The 16,424-nt window shown below is 39.5% G+C and carries 11 protein-coding genes, 1 pseudogene and 1 other annotated feature; of the genes and pseudogenes, 9 read left to right on the top strand and 3 right to left on the bottom strand.

Annotation, left to right across the window (positions count from 1 at the left end; genetic code table 11):
- Positions 1–823 precede the first annotated feature (823 nt).
- Positions 824–3,529, top strand: coding sequence for an aconitate hydratase AcnA (acnA, locus tag AC3CH7_RS08520; protein WP_099805897.1), 2,706 nt, complete (start codon positions 824–826; stop codon positions 3,527–3,529).
- A 280-nt stretch (positions 3,530–3,809) separates the two neighbouring features.
- Complete coding sequence (locus AC3CH7_RS08515) at positions 3,810–5,270, top strand: S-layer homology domain-containing protein (protein WP_036163764.1); 1,461 nt, start codon at positions 3,810–3,812, stop codon at positions 5,268–5,270.
- 57 nt (positions 5,271–5,327) lie between these two features.
- Here AC3CH7_RS08515 and AC3CH7_RS08510 read toward each other — a convergent pair whose 3' ends face one another.
- A complete protein-coding gene (locus AC3CH7_RS08510; RefSeq protein ID WP_325881504.1) occupies positions 5,328–5,912 on the bottom strand; it encodes a DJ-1/PfpI family protein in 585 nt (194 codons plus the stop codon).
- 138 nt (positions 5,913–6,050) lie between these two features.
- On the opposite strand from AC3CH7_RS08510, the gene AC3CH7_RS08505 reads away from it, so the two are divergent.
- The 5 genes and pseudogenes from AC3CH7_RS08505 to ileS all read left to right on the top strand — a co-directional run bounded on the left by AC3CH7_RS08505 (position 6,051) and on the right by ileS (position 11,680).
- Positions 6,051–6,497, top strand: a complete 447-nt coding sequence (locus AC3CH7_RS08505; protein WP_031416066.1) for an Lrp/AsnC family transcriptional regulator — start codon at positions 6,051–6,053, stop codon at positions 6,495–6,497.
- 237 nt (positions 6,498–6,734) lie between these two features.
- A complete protein-coding gene (locus AC3CH7_RS08500; protein WP_036163761.1) occupies positions 6,735–7,394 on the top strand; it encodes a hypothetical protein in 660 nt (219 codons plus the stop codon).
- Positions 7,391–7,630, top strand: a complete 240-nt coding sequence (locus AC3CH7_RS08495) for a hypothetical protein (protein ID WP_227256849.1) — start codon at positions 7,391–7,393, stop codon at positions 7,628–7,630. The genes AC3CH7_RS08500 and AC3CH7_RS08495 overlap by 4 nt, the downstream gene beginning before the upstream one ends.
- Positions 7,567–8,048 (top strand): annotated as a pseudogene (locus AC3CH7_RS08490) (DUF2785 domain-containing protein). The gene AC3CH7_RS08495 and the pseudogene AC3CH7_RS08490 overlap by 64 nt, the downstream one beginning before the upstream one ends.
- A gap of 243 nt (positions 8,049–8,291) precedes the next feature.
- Positions 8,292–8,528: a binding site (T-box leader), on the top strand.
- Between the two features lie 59 nt (positions 8,529–8,587).
- Positions 8,588–11,680, top strand: coding sequence for an isoleucine--tRNA ligase (gene ileS, locus AC3CH7_RS08485; protein ID WP_488381681.1), 3,093 nt, complete (start codon positions 8,588–8,590; stop codon positions 11,678–11,680).
- A gap of 41 nt (positions 11,681–11,721) precedes the next feature.
- On the opposite strand, the gene AC3CH7_RS08480 is transcribed toward ileS, so the two are convergent.
- Positions 11,722–12,324, bottom strand: a complete 603-nt coding sequence (locus tag AC3CH7_RS08480; protein WP_012294644.1) for a LysE/ArgO family amino acid transporter — start codon at positions 12,322–12,324, stop codon at positions 11,722–11,724.
- A gap of 106 nt (positions 12,325–12,430) precedes the next feature.
- Here AC3CH7_RS08480 and AC3CH7_RS08475 point away from each other — a divergent pair, with 106 nt between their 5' ends.
- Together AC3CH7_RS08475 and AC3CH7_RS08470 are read left to right on the top strand one after the other, a co-directional pair.
- Positions 12,431–13,891 carry an aminotransferase-like domain-containing protein gene (locus AC3CH7_RS08475; protein ID WP_488381680.1) on the top strand — a complete coding sequence of 487 codons (1,461 nt, stop codon included), beginning with the start codon at positions 12,431–12,433 and terminating at the stop codon, positions 13,889–13,891.
- 146 nt (positions 13,892–14,037) lie between these two features.
- Positions 14,038–15,222: an oxalate decarboxylase family bicupin gene (locus tag AC3CH7_RS08470; protein ID WP_481276446.1), complete on the top strand. Its 1,185-nt coding sequence runs from the start codon at positions 14,038–14,040 to the stop codon at positions 15,220–15,222.
- A 37-nt stretch (positions 15,223–15,259) separates the two neighbouring features.
- Here the strand turns inward: AC3CH7_RS08470 and AC3CH7_RS08465 are convergent, their stop codons facing one another.
- A complete protein-coding gene (locus AC3CH7_RS08465) occupies positions 15,260–16,411 on the bottom strand; it encodes an MFS transporter (protein WP_036161791.1) in 1,152 nt (383 codons plus the stop codon).
- Positions 16,412–16,424: the final 13 nt, after the last annotated feature.

Genomic DNA, 16,424 nt, shown 5'->3' with positions numbered 1-16,424 from the left:
AATATTTATACATGTGTTGTAGCGTCACAAAAAAAAGCTAATAGAAGTTAATAAAGAGGTAGCCGTCTTACTTCTAATAATGAGCTAATTGAAACTAATAGTCTGCAAAACCTAGAGGTCTTGAACGCCATTGTCCTGTTTGAAAACGAGTTTCATGTGTTAAAAAAGATGATTCAAGAGCGCCTGCAGTTTATGGTTGGTTACTGATTGGGTTATTTTTATTTGCGGTATAGATATCAATGTATCAATTGACAGCTTCGTTATAATCAACATAAAAGTGGTTATCACGTGAAAATCGTCCACTTCCATTTGGTTCAGTCAAATAGGTTGCTATAGCAGGTGAAGATAATAAAATTGTATCGATATTGTGGGATGTTGTCAGTACATAAAAAAATGTCACAGGATGTGGCAAAGAAATAATATTAACTTTTAACTTTAAGCACTTTAAATTTTTTCTTCTATATTATATAAAATAGTACTGTCCAAACTTTTTTTACATTTTCATTTTACTAACTGGGGTACCTTTTTTTAAAAAAACTACGAGTACCCCAGCAAGTGCTCCACAAAGTACCCCAGTTAAATACATTTAAATACACTTATTTAAATAGTATAGAATCCCTCATAAATACAAACCCTTTTTATTATGTACATCAAAAATTAAAAGCATCAGGATAGAAACCAAGGTCATAAGTAATGCTTATCAAAAAAGATAATATTAATGTAATTTACTTATGAATATAAATACGTTATCATGGGTATTGGAGAAAAGATGCTACACTTTTATAAAGCCTTTTCAAAAAGATATATTTAGGGGGATCCGCAAATGGCACAAGGTAATTTACACAACAGCCGTGCATCATTCGAAGTGAATGGTAAAACTTACAATTACTATGACTTAGCTGCGATTGAAAAAGCTGGCGTTGCAAAAGTTTCAAACCTTCCTTACTCAATTAAAGTATTATTAGAATCTGTTTTACGTCAATATGATGCATATGTAATTAAAGAAGAGCACGTAAACGAATTAGCAAAATGGGGCAATGGTGCTGATCCAGAAGCAGAAGTACCATTCAAACCTTCTCGCGTTGTATTACAAGACTTTACTGGTGTACCAGTAGTTGTTGACCTTGCATCTCTTCGTTCAGCAATGAAGGAAATGGGCGGCGACCCAAGCAAAATCAACCCTGCTATTCCAGTTGACCTTGTAATTGACCACTCAGTACAAGTTGACAAATATGGTAATGCATCTGCATTACAAGCAAATATGGACCTAGAATTTGAACGTAATGCTGAGCGTTATAACTTCTTAAAATGGGCTCAAACTGCTTACAATAACTTCCGTGCTGTACCACCAGCAACAGGTATCGTTCACCAAGTAAACTTAGAGTACTTAGCTCCAGTTGTACACGTAAACGAAAATGCTGATGGCACATTCGAAACATTCCCAGATTCAGTAGTAGGTACTGACTCTCATACAACAATGATTAACGGTATCGGCGTTCTTGGATGGGGCGTAGGCGGTATCGAAGCTGAAGCAGGTATGCTTGGTCAGCCTTCATACTTCCCAATCCCAGAAGTTATCGGTGTTAAATTAGTGGGCGATCTTCCAAACGGAACTACTGCTACTGACTTAGCATTAAAAGTAACACAAGTATTACGTCAACGTGGCGTAGTTGGTAAATTCGTTGAGTTCTTCGGACCTGGCGTATCTAAATTACCACTAGCTGACCGTGCGACAATCTCAAACATGGCTCCTGAATATGGTGCTACATGTGGTTACTTCGCAATTGACGAAGAATCATTAAACTACATGCGTTTAACAGGTCGTGACGAAGAGCACATCGCGGTTGTTGAAGCTTACTTAAAAGCAAACCACATGTTCTTCGATCCATCTTTAGAGCCAGTTTACACTGACGTGTTAGAAGTAAACTTAGCTGATATCGAACCAAACCTTTCTGGTCCTAAACGTCCACAAGACTTAATTCCACTATCTCAAATGCGTTCTCGTTACAAAGAAGCAGTAGTGGCACCACAAGGTACACAAGGTTTCGGTTTAACTGAAGACGAATTCGCAAAAACTTCTGTAGCTAAATTTGCTGAAGGCGATGTAGAAATTCCAACAGGTGCTGTTGCAATTGCTGCGATCACTTCTTGTACAAATACATCTAATCCATATGTATTAATTGCTGCTGGCTTAGTTGCGAAAAAAGCTGTAGAAAAAGGTCTTACAGTACCTAAATGGGTAAAAACTTCTTTAGCACCAGGTTCTAAAGTTGTAACTGGTTACCTTGAAGATTCAGGTTTACAAACATACCTTGACCAAATCGGCTTCAACACTGTAGGTTACGGCTGTACAACATGTATCGGTAACTCAGGTCCATTATTACCAGAAATCGAAGATGCTATTAAAGCAAAAGACTTATTCGTAACATCTGTTCTTTCTGGTAACCGTAACTTCGAAGGTCGTGTACACCCACTTGTAAAAGCTAACTACTTAGCTTCTCCACCACTTGTTGTTGCTTATGCACTTGCTGGTACAGTGGATATCGATCTACAAAAAGATTCATTTGGTAAAGACAAAGATGGTAACGAAGTATTCTTCGCTGATATCTGGCCTTCAACTGAAGAAGTAAACGCAGTATTAGGTACTGTTGTTAACCGTGAGCTATTCCAAAAAGAATACGAAACTGTATTCACAGCAAACGAAAAATGGAATGCAATTGAAACATCAACTGAGTCTCTATACACATTTGATGATAAATCAACTTACATTCAAAACCCACCATTCTTCCAAGGTCTTGCGAAAGAACCAGAAGCTATTAAAGGCTTAGACGGTTTACGCATTATGGCGAAGTTCGGTGACTCAATCACAACTGACCATATTTCTCCAGCTGGTGCAATCGGTAAAGATACACCTGCAGGTAAATATTTAATTGAAAACGGTGTTGCAATCCGTGACTTCAACTCTTATGGTTCTCGTCGTGGTAACCACGAAGTAATGATGCGTGGTACATTTGCAAACATCCGTATCCGTAACCAAGTTGCTCCAGGTACAGAAGGTGGTTTCACTACTTACTGGCCAACAGGTGAAGTAGAGTACATCTATGACGCATGTATGAAATACCAAGAGCAAGGTACTGGCTTAGTCGTACTTGCTGGTAACGACTACGGTATGGGTTCTTCTCGTGACTGGGCTGCGAAAGGTACATTCCTACTTGGCGTGAAAACTGTTATCGCACAATCTTACGAGCGTATCCACCGTTCTAACTTAGTAATGATGGGTGTTCTTCCACTTCAATTCATGCCAGGTGAATCTGCTGAAACATTAGGCTTAACTGGTAAGGAAGAAATCTCTGTAAACATTACTGATAACGTGAAACCACGTGAAATCTTAACAGTAACTGCTAAATCTGAAGACGGCACAGTTAAAACTTTCCAAGCTTTAGCTCGTTTCGACTCAGAAGTAGAAGTAGACTACTACCGTCATGGTGGTATCCTACAAATGGTTCTACGCGCAAAAGCTGCTGAGTAATCATGACATTAGAAAGCCGATCTCTTAGGAGGTCGGCTTTTTTGTTTGCTCATGAAATCCTTATGAAGTCATGGAGAGAAAATGAGAGAACAGCCAAAGTGATGGATAAAACGAGAAAGTGACGGATAGCGAGGCAGAAGTGACGGATAAAGCCCTAATGTGACAAAGAGGAAAAATCAAGAAGCTCGAATATTTCCAAATACATAGCATTTTCCCAAATGTTTATATAAAATTAAAGGGTAAGCCTTTAAATTTTTACATAAATGGGGGAAGATTTATCATGACAAAGAAAAATAAAAAGTTTTTTACGGCGGCAACTACGGCAGTGGCCTTGACGGCTGTAGCAGTTGTACCTGCATCGGCAGCTAGTCCATTTTCAGATGTGAGCGAAGATTATGCACATTTTAAAAGTATATCTACATTACATGCAGCAGATATAATTAATGGATTTCCTGATGGAACCTTTAAGCCAACATTGGACGTAACACGCGGACAAGCAGTGAAGATGATTGCAGGGGCTTTCGATCTTACAACAACGGATGTTGAAAATCCGAATTTCAAGGATGTCGATTCAACTAGTCCATACTATAAGGCGATTGTTACATTGGTTAATTTAGGTATTGTAAATGGCTATGAGGATGATACTTTCAGACCTGATGAGACGATTACGCGTGGACAGATGGCGGTTATGGTGGCACAGGCAACAGGCTTAACAGCAGAAGGAAAAAGTCCATTTACGGATGTACCTCAAACTAGTCCATTTGCAGATGCTGTAACGGCATTGCATGAAGCAGGAATTGCGAAGGGCGTGACGGCAACAGAATTCGGGGTGGATAAAAATGTAACGCGTGGTCAGTTAGCAACATTTATTGTTAACGCCTTAGGCTTAGAACAGCCTTCAACTGGGGAAGATAAGGAGCCGGTAACGGAAGAAAAGCCTGAAGTAAACGATCAAGCATTGCTAGAAGAAGTGTTTACTAAGGCTTTAGCTAAGCAAAAAGAGGTAAAAAGCATGAAGGCTTCTATGACGATTTCACAGTCTGTAGAAGCAAACGATGGTAAGGAAACCATGAAAATGGATTCTAAAGGCAATATGAAGATGGAGATTGTTACAGAGCCGATGCAATTCTTTGCAGATGGTACCATGTCACTAACAGATCCAACTAGTGGTGAAGCGATTAATTTACCCATTAAAATGTATATGACAGCTAAAGATGGTATGTATATGTATGAGGCAGACCAGAAGGCTTGGGTAAAATTCCCGAAACAATTATTTGACGACGTTCTAAGTCAAACAGGCATGCAGCCAGATGCAGCGGAGCAATTAGAGATGCTTCAATCCTTTGCTGAGGATTTCACTTTAAAGGAAACAGCGAATCGTTATGAATTAACCTTGAAAGGTGCTGGTGATAAATTTACAGAGTTGGTGAAGCAGCAAATTGGTGCCATGGATTTAGGTATGGATGCTGATTTAGATAGCCAATTAGGCAATATGTCTTTTGATAGCCTCACATACAAATTGGTGATTAATAAAAAAACATTTGATGTAGAAGAAATTGCTATGGATATGACATTAGGTATGAAAGTAGAAGGCAATTCCATTAAAACAAAACAGCAAATGACGATCAAATATCATGATTTCAATGCTGTGACGACTATTACCATTCCAAAAGATGTGTTAGACAATGCGAAGGAAATCGATTTAAGCACAACTGAAACAGTACCACCAGTAAGCAAATAAACGTGAATCAAAAAGTAGGCTACGCCAAATATATGGTGTAGCCTACTTTTTTATCAATTAACGAAAGCCCATTAAGTCTTTTACTCTTGCTGTATTTGAGGTAGATGTCAGTGTTTCCAGTAAACGAAAGGCTACATCAAAGCCTGTTCCTGGATTGGAGGAAGTAATAATATGGTCTGTTTGTACAATTCGCTCGTTGACAACTGTCGCCCCAAAGCTTGCTAGCTGCGCTAATCGTTTACTAGTTGGATGATTGTAGGTTGTCGCCTGACGATTGTGGAGAATACCGCTATGTCCTAATATTAAGGAAGCCACACATATCGTTGCTATTGGTTTTTGCTGATCGTCAAAATGTCGAACAACCCTTTGAAATTCCTCGCTAAAGGCATCCTCATAAAATCCCGCTTCCTCAAAGCCACCTGGAATAGCCAAGGCATCAAAGTCGGCTAAATCAATTTCATGCAGCAATTTTTCAGGAGTGACCTTAAAATTCCATGTGCATTGAAGCTGTGTATGTAATCCTACCGTGACAACCTCTGTTGTTCCATCACCCTCCCATTTATTCCAACCTAGTACATCTGTAAAAACACTTGCTTCCACAGCCTCGAAGCCATTTGCTAAAAGTAACATTATTTTTTTCATTTGTTCTGCCTCCTTTATGCTTTTATTGTAATTAAAGAAGCTAATCGTTAACAGAAGCTATATAATGTAATTTAGATAAATCTCCTTATTAAAACAGGAATTATATAAATAAAAGTTAATTAAGAAAGGTGATTAATGGTGGATCAAATTGATATTCACATTTTACAGCAGTTACAGCAGAATGCTAAAATTTCGATGAAAGAATTAGCCGCTACTGTTCATTTATCTTCTCCGGCTGTAATAGAACGCGTCAAAAAGCTCGAGGAACAAGGTGTGATTGAAGGGTATCACACTAAAGTAAACATCAAAAAAATGGACCGAACGATTCAAGCGATTATTTTATTTAAATCCATCGATTGTAAAAGTCTATCTGCTTTTTGTAATAGCCACCCGGATGTACTCGAATGTTATCGCGTAGCAGGGGAGATTAGCTATATTGTCAAGCTAGCAACCTATTCTGTAGAAACATTAGAGCAATTTATTGATGCGACCATGCCCTATGGTACACCCTCTACTAATATCGTGTTATCTGCAAACGAAAAAATGGTGATTACACCTTTTACGGATCTTAACGATAATATGTAGGCTCAGGCGACTTCTGCAAAGCTTCCCTTTAGTAATGTCTTAAAAATGGTGATGGAGTGGAAGTGCCATATTACGAGACGAATGGCAAATCAGTATGAATGTGCACATCGACCAACATGTTCAATAACTAAGTCTGTTTCAAATGGCAGGCTTTTTTTTGTTTGTATCCAACCTTTTAATCTTTTCTGGTTTCAGTTACAATAGTTGTAATATTTTTCTAATTAAAGAGGTGGTCAGTTGATATTCGCTCTATTGGATAATGGGACTGCTTTTTTCCTAAGCCTGCCACTCCTACTCATTTATTTAAAAAGTAGGTCCCGGGATGAGTCCACTTGGCGCTGGTCGATGTCATTATGGATTGTTAATTACTTAGGCATTCGATATTTTGTCTCGTTTGGAGATGTGTTTTGGGTAGTCCTATGTTGGCAGTTACTATTTTTGTGGCCTATAAGTATTGCTATGTATATCCATTTATTTAACAAAGAAAAGAATTGGGCATTTTACATAGGTTTGAAGAAGAAGCATGTACTTCTTGTAGCGTCCTTCATGGTTCTATTCGGTGGTACTCTAGTTTATTCACTATTTCAGGCAAATGAGCAGGTAATTGCTTTTCACCGGCAGGTAATGGAAGAAATTGAGTCTAATCCGGATCGTCAAGAATATTTAATGTATCATACAATTGCACCTTCTACACTTCTTGGTGTAACCGATGATATAGCTGAGGTTCGTAGAGGGCAAATATATGCTTCCACCTTACCCTGGCGTAGCAGGGTAATTGTGCACACGGATGATTGGCAAAAGGAATTTACATATGTCCGTTTTAATAATGGTTGGAAGTTAGAGGGGCTCTACCGGGAGAACATAACCATAAGGAATAAAGGGGAGTTTGACAATTGATACAGGATATATTGATGGCAGGTGATTTAAAAGATAAGCTAAGCACAATAAAACAGCGTCAAACAACATGGGAACAAGTGAATCAAGAACAGCTATTACAGTCCATGCTAGCCCATATCGGCTCGACCGATAGTGAGCTAAGAGATACCTATATTTATAGTGGCTTCTATGAATGGATACTCGAAAAAAATTTGTTAGATATCGTTATAGGACAGACCTCTGGCATTACTGCTTGAACCATTTATTATGGAAAGATATTGAGGAAGTGGCATCAGATGGGGTCTTTACTCGTTCCTTTACACCTTTATTGGTTGCATTTATTTTAGCAAGAGATTTAGAGGATGATTTTTTAACGCAGGACAGGATAGACGAAGGTCAAACAAAATTACTGGCTTATGTAAAAGAAGAAATGGATGGAAGGGCTTTGTACCTGGCAAGGGATGGGCGCATAGTGTAGCACATGTATCAGGTGCGATCGATGAACTTGTGAAAAATCCTAAAATAAAGAAAACTGCCTATGTTGATATGTTACATGCATTAGGGTCCATTTATTTACAGCCTCAATATATCTTTATTCATGATGAGGATGAAAGGCTGTTAGTACGCATTTTTGCGATGTTGGAGCGAGGCTTAGCACAAAATGAGGTAGTCTGATCATTCCAGTAAATTCCATCAATCCTATCCACATTAAAAGATTAAGTGGACGAAGAGTATTTTTATCATGTAAGGTTTAATAGTAAAACATTGCTAAAGAGCTTTTTTATTCAAACGAATCACCAAGCTCAGTATGCAACCTTGCATCAAAGCATTATCACTTGTCTAAATGAGATTAATTAAGATTGTCCACCGTTGACAGACAATTGGTAAATCTGATAAGATGAGTGACAATAAAAGCATACAAATTCGTTGATGAGAAAAAGTAATGTTTCATTATGTTCTACAGAGAGCCGACATTTGGTGGAAGTCGGTGTGCAGGTGTTACATGAAAATCCTCTCTGAGAAGGTTGGCTGAAAACAGTAAGCTAACCCGGGTGTCTACCGTTAAAAAGAACACGTATGATAGTACGTTGCTGAGTGCTATTGACTGGCGTCAATAGAATTAGGGTGGTATTCGCGGTTAACCCCGTCCCTTTCTTGGGACGGGGTTTTTTGTATGCCTTTTATACAAAATAGAATTGTATAGGAGGAATTAAATGCAAACAGAACAAAAGAAAGAAACGACGCTTGAACGAGAAACACGGATACGGACATTGTGGGAGCAAGAGGGAACATTTTTAGCCTCTGTCACAAATCGAGCTGGACAGCAGCCCTTTGTATTTTATGAGGGACCACCGACAGCAAATGGTTTACCACATGTTGGGCATGCCTTTGGAAGAACGATTAAAGATGTAGTGGCCCGCTATAAAACAATGCAAGGTTTTTTTGTTGAACGAAAAGCAGGCTGGGATACACATGGTTTACCTGTAGAACTAGGAGTAGAAAAAGCCTTAGGTATCTCAGGGAAGCAGGAGATTGAGAAGTATGGAGTGGAGCGCTTTATTCAAGCGTGTAAAAATAGTGTTTTTACCTATGAACAGAAATGGCGTTCCTTTACAGAACAGCTTGGCTATTGGCTTGATATGGATGATCCCTATCTCACATTAAGCAATGATTATATAGAATCGGTGTGGCATATTTTAAGTCATGTTCATAAGGAACAGCTTTTATATAAAGGGCATCGTGTTTCACCATATTGCCCGAGTTGTCAAACATCCTTAAGCTCACATGAGGTAGCTCAGGGCTATAAGGATGTGAAAGATTTATCTGTCACAGCTATGTTTAAGCTTGCTGATTGTGATGAATATTTCTTAGGCTGGACCACAACACCATGGACATTACCCGCCAATGTAGCGTTGGCGATGAACCCATCTTTACAATATGTACGGGTAAAGCAAGGGGATCAGGTATTTATTTTAGCCAAATCTTTGGTTTCTAAGGTTTTCACTGAAGCTGTGGAAATTTTAAGTGAGCATACTGGGCAGGAATTTGCTGGTGTGTCTTATCAGCCACCATTTTCATATGTAACGGTTCATCAAGGTCATGTTGTCGTGATGGCTGATTATGTCACGGAGAATAGCGGTACAGGGATTGTGCATATTGCTCCAGCATATGGGGAGGACGATTATAAAACGGTTCAACAGCATGGCTTGTCCTTTGTCAATGTAGTGGATCTGAAAGGCTGTTACACAGAAGAGGTGCCAGAGCTTGTCGGACGATTTGTAAAAGATTGTGATGTGGACATTATAAAAATGCTTGCGAAAAAGGAGCTCTTATTTAGTAAAGAAAAATATGAGCATAGCTACCCGCATTGCTGGCGCTGTGATTCTCCATTATTGTACTATGCAACGGATAGCTGGTTTATCAAAATGACCGCTTTAAAAGAGCAATTATTACAAAACAATCAGCAAGTGACTTGGTATCCTAGTCATATTAAGGATGGGCGATTTGGCAACTTCCTCGAAAATATAGTGGATTGGAATATAAGCCGCAACCGCTATTGGGGTACGCCGTTGAATGTCTGGATTTGTCAGAATTGCGGTCATGAGGAGGCTCCTCATAGTATCACAGCGTTAGAAAAATTAGCCAAGGGAGCTGTCGATCAGCAAATAGAGCTTCATAAACCGTTTATTGATGAAATTGTTTGTACTTGTCCTACATGTCAAGGAGATATGACGCGGACACCAGAGGTAATGGATGTATGGTTTGACAGCGGCTCAATGCCATTTGCACAGCAACATTATCCATTTGAAGATGTCAAGGCTTTTCACAATCAGTTTCCAGCAGATGTTGTGATTGAGGGAATCGACCAAACACGTGGTTTTTTCTATAGCTTATTAGCGGTTTCGACGTTATTTACTGGAAAGCCTGCTTATAAACAGGTGTTATCGTTAGGGCATGTGTTGGATGAACATGGACAAAAGATGTCAAAAAGTAAAGGCAATGCATTAGAGCCTGTAGAGTTAATGGACCAATATGGGGCAGATGCATTACGTTGGGCATTTTTAGTTGATAGCTCTCCTTGGAATCCAAAGCGTTTTTCCAAAAAGATTGTGGTGGATGCCAAATCAAAGCTAGTGGATACATTGGATAATACATTTAAATTTTATCAGCTCTATGCCAACATTGATGGATTTACGTATGATGCTACAAATACTGGTACACGAACACCTTTAGATCAGTGGATATTGTCACGATTGCATCACACAATTCAGCTTGTGACGGCAGCTATGGATGAATTTCAATTTACGTATGCTACAAGAGAAATCGCACAATTAATGGAAGAACTAAGCAATTGGTACATTCGTCGATCACGTGCAAGATTTTGGGCACATGGGCTGACAGCGGATAAACGAGGTGCATTTAGTACCCTTTATGAGGTTTTAACGAACATTTGCCGATTACTTGCACCATTTACGCCCTTTATCACCGAAGATATTTACCGACAATTAACAGGCAAGAGTGTGCATGTAGAAGACTACCCAATCTACGAAGAAAAGCTTGTGAATCCTCAGCTGGAACAAGAAATGTCTACGGTTTTAACGGTTGTAGAGCTGGGTAGGAGTATACGTAATAGTCAAGGAATGAAGGTCAAACAGCCTTTAAGTGAGCTTATTGTTGAGGTGTCTGGAGAGCTGACTGGCTATCAAGCTTATAGCCAGTTAATACAAGAGGAATTAAACATTAAGGCTTGCATATGGACGCATGATTTTTCAGCTTATGAAAGTGTCCAATATAGGCTTAATTTTAAAACAGCTGGTACTGCTTTTGGTTCACAGGTCAATCAAGTAAAATCGTATATGATGACGTTAACGGATGAAGAGAAAGAACAGCTACAGCAAAATGGGGAAGTGCCCATCATAGTGGAAGAGCAACAGCTAACATTATTATCAAGTCATGTCATAGCTGAAGCGATTGTGAAAGACGACTATATTTTAGCTGAAGATAGCAAATGCCGTGTATTGATGAATGTTCAATTAACCGAGAGTTTGCTACAAGAGGGACAAATACGAGAATTAATTCGGTTCATCCAAGATTCTCGTAAAAAGTGGCAGCTGCCTGTTGAACAATATATATCCATCGCCTTTTGCGGTAGTGAAGAGCTACTTTCCGTCATTCAACAGCATGAAGCGTTATTACAAGCCAATGTACTAGTCAAATCCATACATTATGGCGAAGAATGGACAGAAGTGAGATCGGCAGAAACAGAGCTATTTGATGAAAAGCTCACTGTTTATATCTCCTTATAAAAGAAATGCTCAGGATTCATCCTGAGCATTTTCTCTGTAGGTTACAGTAAGCCAAATGCTAGATAACAAGCTGTCGCCCAAATGAAAATCGCTGAGCATCTATTAAAAATTCTCATCACATTTCCGGAGCTATCAAGCTTTTGGAAAGAGGATCCAGTTACAGTAAGGCCAAAAAACCATAGCCAAGAAATAAGGACACATGCTGTAGTGAAGATGAATTGCTCTGTACCACTATATTTTAAGGCACTCGTACCAATCACCCCAATAGTATCTAAAATGGCATGTGGATTTAGAAGTGATACAGAAAGTGCAAAGAGAATTTGTTTTTTTACGGGAAGTGCCTCACTCTTATTGCCAGTTACTGGACTTGAACGCCAAATCGTATAGCCCATATAAAGTAAGAACAATATACCAACCGACATTAAAGTAATGCGTAACCATTCAAATTGTAAGACGATTATTGACAGACCAAATACCGCCAGTAATATTAGCAATGTATCGCAAATGGCAGCTGTCAAACTAGCTGGCAGCGCTCGCCATATAGTTGGTTGTGTAGCACCTTGAGAGAAAACAAAAACATTTTGTACGCCTAATGGCAAAATGAGACCAAATGCTAAAATGATGCCGTGAAGAAATGCTTCCAATGATTAATCCCTCCTTTCCTTCATCATTTTAGCTATGGTATCACTAAAAGAAAACGACCAATTGGATGGTTTTTTATCCACCCAATTTTAAATGGAGGCGATAACCATGGGCTGGCAACCAAGTAGAAAAAGTGGCCATACATTACAGCAACAAATTGTTCAGTGGGTAACTGCCCAAGTCGAACGAGGAGATTGGGCAGCAGGGACTAAACTGCCTACTCAAAGACAACTGGCTATGCAATTCGGTGTAAATCGCAGTACAGTTCAACAGGCTTTAGATGAATTAAAAGCGATCGGTATTCTTGAAGCAAAGGTAGGTTCAGGAGTTTATGTCACTCGCAATTTCTGGCATGCATTACTTCAACAAACACAGCCAAATTGGCAAAAATATATCGAAACGAGCCTGCATAAACCAAATTACCATACAATCCAATTAATTAACGAATATGAGCAGCGTGATGATGTGATTCGATTAGGGACAGGAGAACTAGCACCAAGTCTTTTACCAACAGAGGAAATTGAAGCTTCACTAAGGGAGCTATCCTTGCAGCCCAAAACATTAGGCTACTCATCACCACAGGGCAATGATCAACTCCGGGCAGCTATCTGCGATTATGTACAAAAACGAGGCATCGAAGCGGAGCCTCAGAACGTTTGTATTGTCTCTGGTGCATTACAAGCTTTACAGCTAATTGCCGTTGGTTTACTAGAGCAAGGGTCCATCGTTTTTCAGGAATCAACCTCCTATTTGAATTCTGTTCATCCATTTCAATCGGTTGGTATGCAAATGATTGGGATACAGCGAGATGAACAGCTTGCTCAAACACTATCTCAAAGGAAACGAAAAAAACAAGCCGTGTTTTATGCCATTCCTACATTGCATAATCCAACTAACCATGTATGGACATCTTTGGAAAAAAAACAGCTATATGAGGTCTGCCAAGCAGCACGCATTCCTATAATTGAAGATGATGTTTATCATGAATTGCTTTTTGATGACCCGTCACCACCCATTAAGGCAATGGATAGTAGTGGACAAGTTCTATATATTGGGAGTGTCTCCAAAACCTTAAGTCCTGGGTTACGCATTGGCTGGCTAATCGGTCCAACGACTGTTATCGAACGATTGGCAGATATTAAAATGCAAACGGACTACGGCTCAAGTGCTATTTCACAAGAACTTGTGCTACATTGGCTACAATCAGGGAAATATGAAAAACATCTTATACGTTTACGACAGCAATTACAGGATCGTGCTGATTTTACAGAACAAATATTACAGGAAAAGTTTAGAGAGTTAGCTGATTGGAATAAGCCAAAGGGAGGCTTTTACATTTGGCTCAAGTTCCATTATCCAGTTGTCGATAAGGACTTCTTTGTCAAGCTATTACAGCATCGTGTCTTAATTAACCCAGGCTATATTTATGATCCTCAAGATCAGCATCATATTCGTTTATCCTACGCCTATGCAACCTATGAGGAAATGCAGGAGGGTTTACAAATTTTATATGATTATGTAGTGGAGGCTACGGATATTGGTAACGGTAGCAAAGTGAGTAAGAAGTAAGAAGGGGACACTCTGAAATTGTTGAACAGAAACGATTGATTGCATAATTACCTGTGAATGTAAAGGGCATAATCCGAGCTGTATACCCATACATTTTAGAGAATCATAGCATTTCAGTTCGATTTCTAACATAAAGAGGTGAATGATTGGAAAATTTGTCGTCAGGTTATTTTCAGGTGCCCCAACCCATACGTAGTGATGGGGCAGGAGGCATAGATAAAGGACCACGCGATATAATGAGAGATTTAGAAAATCCCGATATGCTGGTGCCCCCAACAACAGATGCAGGTTTGATTCCGAACCTACGATTTTCATTTTCAGACACACATATGACCTTAAATCAAGGGGGCTGGTCTCGCGAAATTACGGTACGTGAATTACCAATAGCGACCACATTGGCTGGTGTTAATATGAGTTTGACACCGGGCGGCGTACGTGAGCTACACTGGCATCAACAGGCAGAGTGGTCCTACATGTTATTGGGGCATGCACGTATTACGGCGGTCGATCAAAATGGCTGTAATTTTATTGCGGATGTAGGCCCTGGCGATTTGTGGTATTTTCCACCAGGAATACCGCATTCCATACAAGGCTTAGCGGACGGCTGTGAATTTTTATTAGTATTTGATGATGGGAATTTCTCTGATCTCAATACGCTTTCCATTTCTGATTGGTTTGCTCATACGCCAAAGGAAGTGCTATCAGCGAATTTTGGTGTTCCAATTCGTGCCTTTGATGATATTCCGAGTGAACAGGTGTATATTTACCAAGGCAATGTACCAGGATCGATTGACTCGCAAAAAATTCACTCTCCCTATGGTAAGGTGCCACAAACTTTTAAACACCGTTTGTTGGCTCAGCCACCATTGAAAACACCGGGTGGCAGTGTACGCATTGTTGATTCGACCAATTTCCCAATCTCTAAAAATATTGCGGCAGCATTAGTGGAAATTGAGCCAGGTGCAATGCGGGAGCTGCATTGGCATCCGAATAATGATGAATGGCAATATTATTTACAAGGAAAAGGGCGTATGACGGTATTCACTGGGGATGGAACTGCTCGAACATTCGATTATCGCGCAGGAGATGTCGGCTATGTGCCGTTTGCGACCGGTCACTATATTGAAAATACAGGTACGGAGCCATTATGGTTTTTGGAAATGTTTAAAAGTGACCGATTCCAAGATGTATCGTTAAATCAATGGATGGCACTAACACCAAATGAGCTGATACAAAGCAATCTACAGGTTGGTCCGGAGCTAATACAAGCATTAAGAAAGGAAAAGTGGCCAGTGGTGAAATATCCTGGATTTTCCTATTATCCGAAATGAAAAACGCAGGTGAAGTAATTCTCACCTGCGTTTCATATTAATATTGATATTTGCGTCGTGTCATGAGCACTATAGCGATGGCTGGTACGGTACAAATTAACATGGCTGCAAAGGATAAACCAGGCGATAGCTCGTATAAATAGCCTCCCAAAAATGTCAGGATGGCTGTACTTAACCCCATCGCTAATGCTGAATATATACCCTGTGCGTTTGGAATTTGCTCCTTCGGTAGGGTTTGTGTGAGATAACGAATAAAAGCAAAATGTGCCAGAGCAAAGGAGAATGCATGCAAAGTTTGAGAGGCAATAAATACCCAAACATTTGGGAACATAAATATGAGTAACCAACGTAGAGAAGACCCGCTAGCTGCTAACAGTAATAATGAAGAAGAACGCCATTTCGTAAATAAAGTATCAGCCTTCATAAAGTATAGGATTTCGCAAATAACGGCGATATTAATAATCATGCCCATATAAAATGGATCTACTTGTAAATCTTCTAAATAAATATAACCATAGCTATAATAGGAGGCATGTGCACCTTGCAATAAAATAACAATGAATAAAACAATTGGGAAACCTTTAATAGTCCATAGTGTTTTCATGGACAATGATTTAGCACGTTGCTCCTTTGTTGGCACAATAAGCAATTCCTTTGGTGTAGCGAATAGCTGCATAAGCAGCATGCCGATTAAGCCAAGGATCATGCTCCAAAAGATAATATTTTTACCGAATACCCCTGTTAGCATACTTATAATTAATACGGCAATCACAAAGCCAAAGGAACCATAGGAGCGGCTTTTACCATAATGAATGTTGCCAGATTGGACAAGCGTTGCAGCACTACTTTCAACAGCTGGTAACAGTGCTGGGTAAAAAATACTAAACAAAATTGTGACCACTAATAATGCACTAAAGCCCGAACTTGGTATGTACAGCAGTGCTGTCAGAAGTGCACCGACTGCTAAAATGGTAATGAGACGTTTATTGTTAACATATTTAGCGAGCGTGGGGAAGAAGAATAGATTAGACGTGGCTCTAGCGAGTAACCCACAGCCCATTACAACGCTTGCTTGTGATACTGTCAAATGTTTAGCATCCACAAGCCAGCCTGTCCAGTAGGGTAAGAATATGCCCCAAGTAATAAAAAATGTAAAGAAATTTTGAGAAAGCCATCGTTGATTATTCATAAATTTACCGTAC

Source organism: Lysinibacillus sp. F12 (assembly GCF_057773605.1).
This window is presented reverse-complemented; position numbering and strand designations above follow the sequence as displayed.

Excerpts from the sequence above, each read along its gene's own strand:
- acnA (WP_099805897.1), top strand. The coding sequence starts at position 824 with ATGGCACAAGGTAATTTACACAACAGCCGTGCATCATTCGAAGTGAAT.
- AC3CH7_RS08515 (WP_036163764.1), top strand. The coding sequence starts at position 3,810 with ATGACAAAGAAAAATAAAAAGTTTTTTACGGCGGCAACTACGGCAGTG.
- AC3CH7_RS08510 (WP_325881504.1), bottom strand. The coding sequence starts at position 5,912 with ATGAAAAAAATAATGTTACTTTTAGCAAATGGCTTCGAGGCTGTGGAA.
- ileS (WP_488381681.1), top strand. The coding sequence starts at position 8,588 with ATGCAAACAGAACAAAAGAAAGAAACGACGCTTGAACGAGAAACACGG.
- AC3CH7_RS08475 (WP_488381680.1), top strand. The coding sequence starts at position 12,431 with ATGGGCTGGCAACCAAGTAGAAAAAGTGGCCATACATTACAGCAACAA.
- AC3CH7_RS08465 (WP_036161791.1), bottom strand. The coding sequence starts at position 16,411 with ATGAATAATCAACGATGGCTTTCTCAAAATTTCTTTACATTTTTTATT.